Source organism: Yoonia sp. (assembly GCF_036770585.1).
Lineage (GTDB): Bacteria > Pseudomonadota > Alphaproteobacteria > Rhodobacterales > Rhodobacteraceae > Yoonia.
This window is the reverse complement of record NZ_DAIPIW010000111.1, coordinates 1-5,761: the sequence shown is the minus strand read 5'-3', so window position 1 is coordinate 5,761 and position 5,761 is coordinate 1. Positions and strand designations below refer to the sequence as shown.

6 protein-coding genes and 1 other annotated feature are annotated in these 5,761 nt (G+C 63.9%); of the genes, 5 read left to right on the top strand and 1 reads right to left on the bottom strand.

What is annotated here, in order from left to right; all coding sequences use genetic code 11:
* Positions 1 to 1,159: SulP family inorganic anion transporter (locus V7N12_RS13450; RefSeq protein WP_333715140.1), on the bottom strand; the 1,159-nt coding region annotated here is incomplete at its 3' end.
* Between V7N12_RS13450 and V7N12_RS13445 the strand changes: the two genes are divergently transcribed.
* From V7N12_RS13445 to V7N12_RS13425, 5 genes are all read left to right on the top strand, one after another.
* Positions 1,158 to 2,063: an RNA polymerase sigma factor gene (locus V7N12_RS13445; RefSeq protein ID WP_333715139.1), complete on the top strand. Its 906-nt coding sequence runs from the start codon at positions 1,158 to 1,160 to the stop codon at positions 2,061 to 2,063. The two genes, V7N12_RS13450 and V7N12_RS13445, sit on opposite strands and share 2 nt — an antisense overlap.
* Positions 1,229 to 1,285: a sequence feature (sul1 is cis-regulatory element that is thought to sense ions involved in sulfur or methionine metabolism; They are found in Alphaproteobacteria), on the bottom strand. Its footprint overlaps the gene before it by 57 nt.
* A complete protein-coding gene (locus V7N12_RS13440; RefSeq protein WP_333715138.1) occupies positions 2,060 to 2,641 on the top strand; it encodes a hypothetical protein in 582 nt (193 codons plus the stop codon). Before V7N12_RS13445 ends, V7N12_RS13440 begins: the two co-directional genes overlap by 4 nt.
* A 14-nt stretch (positions 2,642 to 2,655) precedes the next feature.
* A complete protein-coding gene (locus V7N12_RS13435) occupies positions 2,656 to 3,876 on the top strand; it encodes a S8 family serine peptidase (RefSeq protein WP_333715137.1) in 1,221 nt (406 codons plus the stop codon).
* 108 nt (positions 3,877 to 3,984) lie between these two features.
* Positions 3,985 to 5,013, top strand: coding sequence for an N-acetylneuraminate synthase family protein (locus tag V7N12_RS13430; protein ID WP_333715135.1), 1,029 nt, complete (start codon positions 3,985 to 3,987; stop codon positions 5,011 to 5,013).
* On the top strand, positions 5,010 to 5,761 hold a 752-nt coding region (locus tag V7N12_RS13425; protein WP_333715134.1), incomplete at its 3' end, for a glycosyltransferase family 25 protein. The genes V7N12_RS13430 and V7N12_RS13425, both read left to right, overlap by 4 nt.

Sequence of the window (5,761 nt, the reverse complement as noted above, 5' to 3'; positions counted from 1 at the left end):
TCTTGCCGGCAAAGAAGATGCCCGACAGCAGCACGCCCACCAGCACGCCGATGGCGAGGTTGTGGGTATAGACCACGGTCACCACTGTCGCGATCATCACGATCGAGGACGAGCGCGGATGCACGGCGAGGTTCTGGATCGACGACCATGAAAATGTGCCGATCGACACCATGATCATGATCGCCACAAGGGCTGCCATGGGGATAATGCTGACCAGATCGCCCAGCACCACGACCATGAACAAGAGGTAGACCCCGGCCGCAAAGGACGACAGCCGCCCCCGCCCGCCGGATTTGACGTTGATGATCGACTGGCCGATCATCGCACAGCCCGCCATGCCGCCGATAAAGCCGGTCGCGGTATTGGCGACGCCCTGGCCGATGCACTCTTGGTTGCGGTTCGACTTGGTGTCGGTCAGGTCATCGACGATGTTCTGCGTCATCAGGCTTTCCAGCAGACCCACGACGGCCACCGCCACCGAATAAGGAAGGATGATCATCAGCGTCTCAACGTTGAGCGGGATCTGCGGGATCAGGAAGACCGGCAATGTATCGGGCAGCGCGCCCATGTCACCCACCGTGCGCACGTCAAGCCCCAGTGCGAAGACCAGCCCCGTCAGCACGACAATGGTCACCAGCGGTGAAGGGATCGCGGTGGTCGCCAAAGGCAGCAGGTAGATGATGGCGAGGCCCGCAGCGACCAATGCATAGGTCAGCCAGGTCACATCGCGCGGGTCCAACTCCGGCAGCTGCGCCATGAAGATCAGGATGGCCAGCGCGTTCACGAAACCGGTCATCACCGACTTCGAGACATAGCGCATGATGAAACCCAGCTTCAGCACCCCGGCACCGATCTGCAACAGTCCGGCCAGAACCGTGGCCGCCAGAAGGTATTCAAGCCCGTGGTCGCGCACCAGCGTGACCATCAGCACCGCCGTCGCGGCGGTCGCGGCCGAAATCATGCCCGGGCGTCCGCCCGTGATGGCGGTGATCACGGCGATCGAGAACGAGGCATAAAGCCCGACCTTGGGGTCCACGCCCGCGATGATCGAAAAGGCGATGGCCTCGGGGATAAGCGCCAGGGCCACGACAAGCCCGGCAAGCAGGTCGCCACGTATGTTGCCAAGCCACTGGCTGCGGTAAGCATCGAGTGAAATCATGAAAATGTTGTCCGATACCGGTCCGGCGCGCTCTGCGCGAGATCGGTGTGCATCTGCACCGTTGTCTGTGGTTGTCCGGCGGATCGGCGGCCGGAAGAGCCACCCGGAATCGCTTCCGGGTCCATGTTCGCTGCAACGCCGCATAAGGCCTTCTGCGGCGATTGACAACATGATAGACGGTTTGACCCAATTCCATAGGACAACAGCCCGTCCGAAGCAGGCCTTCTGCACAAGAAACCGGCGGCAGGCGGCGCAACTGCGCGACCGCAAGCCTTGCCCGCTGCGCGTCCACCTTGCTAGTCTGCGCCTATTAGGCCTTCGCAGGCAGCCCCTCGATTGTCTGGACCGCGCATTGTCGACCGAACTTGCATTGATAAAGCGGATCGCAGAAGGCGACAGACAGGCGCTCGCCGCGCTCTATCGGCAGATGGAACGGCCGCTCTACAGATTTATCCTGTCCAGATTGAACGATCCCTTCGAGGCAAGCGACATACTTCATGACGTGTTCATCGAGGTCTGGCGGTCCGCCGACCGGTTTGAAGGAAGATCGAAATTGCAGACCTGGATATTCGGCATCGCCTACCGCAAGGTCATCGACCGGCACCGCAAGGCGGGCCGCACCCATCTGACCGACGGGCCCGACGAAGACATCGTTGACGAGACGCAAAGCGCGGAAAGCTGTCTGGTCGCCGGTCAGGACGCGGCACAGGTCAGGCACTGCCTGGCGGACCTCAGCGACGACCACCGCACGGCCATCTCGCTCGCCTTCTGGGAGGACATGACCTACCGCGAAATCGCCGAGGTGTGTAAAACCGCTGAAGGCACGATCAAGACCCGCATCTTCCATGCCAAGAGGCTGCTGCTGCGGTGCCTGTCGGGATTGATGGAGGGCGCGCGCGCATGACCCTGTCCCGAGACGATATCGAGGCGCTCTTGCCGTTTCTGGCCAATGACACCCTCGCAGGCGAAGAGCGGGCCGAAGTGGAACGCGCTGTCGCCGCAGACCCCGCGCTGGCGATGGACCTTGCCGCACTGAAGGCGGTGCGCGCCACCATGCGGACCGACGACATCGGCGCGTCACCCGGAGACTTCGGTCTTGCCCGCCTGATGCGCGATCTGGACGGGGACAAGACAGCGACGACCGCCGTTGGTCCGCGCCCGCGCATCTGGCAGGTCGCGGCGGCGCTGCTTATGGCGGTGGTGATCGGGCAGGCCGTCCTTCTGTCGGGTTCGGGCGACAGCACCGGTTTTGAACTGGCAGGCGGCACGACGGCGGCCCTGACCGTCGCCTTCGTGCCCGACGCGCCAGAGGCCGCGATCCGCGCGGCCCTGCTTGATGCCGGTGTGGAAATCATCGCCGGTCCTTCGGCTTTGGGGCTTTATCAGCTAGGATTGCTCGAAAATGTCACACTGGACGAGGCAGAGGCCGCCCTGCGCGCGGCTGAAGGGGTCATCGAAAGCCTCGCCCGTGCCGCGAATTGATGAAGGGACGATCCATGGCAAAGCCGGTCTTTCACCAATGGTTGTTCGGGCTGACGATGGCCCTTGTTCTGATGTGCCTGCCCCCGCAACAGGCGGAGGCCCAGACCAACAACCCGGGGGGGCCGCCAGCGAATACGACAAGGGATAGGGACCGCGACCGCACCCCGCGCTTGCCGGCCGATATCGCCCACTTCGACAATGGCCGCCCCGCATACATCGTCAGCGGCCCGATTGCCGAGGCCGAGGCCGCAGCGGCCGCCCTGGAGGAGGGAGGCGCGCGGCTGGTCTCTTACCGCGATCTGGTGCCGCTCGACCGTCGCGTCATGACGTTCAACCTGCGCAGGCTCAGCCTCGACAGGGCGCGGCAGCGTCTGGCACAGGCCGCACCGGGGTTCGTCGCCGATTTCAACCACCTCTATGTCACAGCCCAAGAGACCCCCCGCGTCTATGCGGCCGCGATGGTCGGCGATCCGCGCGGCGGGTGCCGCGTCCGGACCGGTCAAAGGCTGGGGCTGATCGACGGGCCCGTCGCCCTTGACCATCCTGCCTTGCAACGCGCGGATATCGTGGTCCGGTCCGCGCTCGCCCCGCGTCAGGATGCCGGCGATACGGCCCATGGCACCGCCCTGGCCGCATTGATGGTGGGCGAGGACCCCGGCGGCGCGCTGAACGGCTTTGCCATCGGCGCGCGCCTTTACGCCATCAACGCCTTTGCGCGCGAGCATAGCGGCGTCGCGGCGGATGTGGACAGGATCGGCGCGTCCCTGACATGGATGCTGCTGAACGACGTGCGGCTGATCAACATGTCCTTTGCCGGACCGCAGAACCTTGTGCTGGCCGATCTGCTGGACCAGACCGCAGGGCAAGGGGCGGTGATGATCGCCGCTGTGGGCAACGCAGGACGCGAGGCGGCCCTCTTGCCCGCCAGCGCCGAAACGGTTGTCGCCGTGACCGCAGTGGATGCCGCGATGCGCCGCTATCGCGCGGCGACACGCGGGTCGCATATCGAGTTCGCGGCCCCCGGTGTCGACGTCTACGTCGCCCAAGGCGCAGGCGGGGGTTACGCATCGGGCACGTCATATGCCGCACCGATCATCACCGCGCTGGCGGCCCGTATCGCGCCAAGCTCGGTCGATGACCTGCGCCGCAGGCTGGAACGCCGGGCGTTCGATCTGGGCGAGCCGGGCAGGGACGCGCAATTCGGCTGGGGTCTGGTCCGCGATATCGGCTGCTGATCGCCCATCACGTCAGCCGCGTCCCGCCCGATCGTCGGGTTTGCGGCCACGCAGGGCACTGGCCTTCGCGGTTTCTTCATGCGAAACCTTTGCGCAAATGAGGTGACCATGAAAATTGCACATCGAGAAATCGGACCGGACCACCCGCCACTGGTGATCGCGGAAATAGGCATCAACCACGGCGGCGATCTGGCCGTTGCCAAAGAGATGGTGCGCCTTGCCGCCGCCTCGGGCTGCGAGATGATCAAGCATCAGACCCATATCGTCGAAGACGAGATGACGGATGAGGCCAAGGCGATCTTTCCGCCCAATGCCGATGTCTCGATCTGGGAGGTGATGGAACGCTGTGCCCTCGGCCGCGACGAAGAGGCCGAGCTGAAGCGCTATACTGAAAGCCTCGGGATGATCTGGATCTCGACTCCGTTTTCGCGGGCGGCCTGTGATTTTCTCGAAGGGCTGGATGTGCCCGCCTACAAGATCGGATCGGGCGAGGCCGACAACCTGCCGCTGATCCGGCATATCGCCGCCAAGGGCAAACCGGTGATCATGTCGACGGGGATGCAGACCATCGACAGCCTGCGCGCCTCGGTGCAGATCCTGATGGATGCGGGGATCGACTATGCCCTGCTTGAATGCACCAACCTGTACCCCTCGCCGCCCGAGATCGTGTCACTGCAAGGTGTCACCGACCTGCGCGCCGCCTTTCCCGATGCGGTCGTCGGCTTTTCGGATCATTCCATCGGGCCCGAGATGGCGCTGGCATCCGTCGCACTGGGGGCCTGCATCCTCGAGCGGCACTATACCGACACGCGCTACCGCAAGGGGCCGGATATCGCCTGTTCGATGGACCCCAGCGAGTTGCGCCACCTGATCGACCGCAGCCGCGAGATCCACACCGCCCTGCGCAACCCCAAACAGCGCACCGGTCCCGAAGAAGACGTCTACCGCTTCGCCCGCGCCTCGGTCGTGGCCGACCGCGACCTGGCTGCAGGGCACGTGATCACCGCAGCCGACATCTGGGCCCGCCGCCCCGGCTCGGGCGAGATTGCGGGCTATGATTTCGACAAGGTTGTGGGGCGGACGCTGCTGCGGGCGTTGCAAAGGAACGCGCAGTTGCGTTGGAAGGATCTGGAGTGAGCCTGACGCGCGACGATATAGGGGTCTGGTTGATCAATCTGCCGCGAGACACCGACCGTCGCCATCGGATGGAGCGGCAACTGGCCGATCTGGGGTTGCCTTACGTTCTTCTTCCAGCGGTAGACGGTCGGGCAGAAGAGGATCGGTTGATCCGGCGCGCTGATCCCGCGGCCTATTCCCGCAACATGGGAAGCCCGCTCCTGCCCGGAAAGCTGGGTGTCTACGCAAGCCACCTCGCCGTCTGGGAGGCCCTGATCGCCTCGAACCACCGTGCGGCTTTGATCCTTGAAGACGACGTCGTGTTTCATGACGATTTCATGGAGGCCTTGGAGACCGCATTGCGACACGACAGTCTTTGGGATGTTGTGAGGTTCAATTGTATCCGCGCCAAGCTTCCGGTGACACAGGCGAGGCTCGGCCCTTACAGGTTGAATGCCTATCTGGGGCCCTTTACCGGAAATGCGTGCTATCTGATCCATCGGGATGTGGCGCGGCGGCTATTGCCCGCGCTCTGGCCACAAACCCGAGCGTTGGATCACGAGTTGAACCGGTTCTTTCTCCACGATTATCGCCAGATGGGGCTGGAACCATGGTCGAGCCATCCGGACGATCAGGGGACGAGTTCGATCACTGGAACGAATTTCAGTCTGGTGAAGAAACCGAAATGGTGGAGGCGCCTGCCGTATTATCAGAACAAGGCCACCAACTATGCCCGCCGTGCGATCTGGCTTCGGCGGCATGGAATGCT

Bases quoted from the DNA above. Each gene is read 5' to 3' on its own strand.
- V7N12_RS13435 (WP_333715137.1), top strand. From the start codon at position 2,656: ATGGCAAAGCCGGTCTTTCACCAATGGTTGTTCGGGCTGACGATGGCC.
- V7N12_RS13440 (WP_333715138.1), top strand. From the start codon at position 2,060: ATGACCCTGTCCCGAGACGATATCGAGGCGCTCTTGCCGTTTCTGGCC.
- V7N12_RS13430 (WP_333715135.1), top strand. From the start codon at position 3,985: ATGAAAATTGCACATCGAGAAATCGGACCGGACCACCCGCCACTGGTG.
- V7N12_RS13445 (WP_333715139.1), top strand. From the start codon at position 1,158: ATGAAAATGTTGTCCGATACCGGTCCGGCGCGCTCTGCGCGAGATCGG.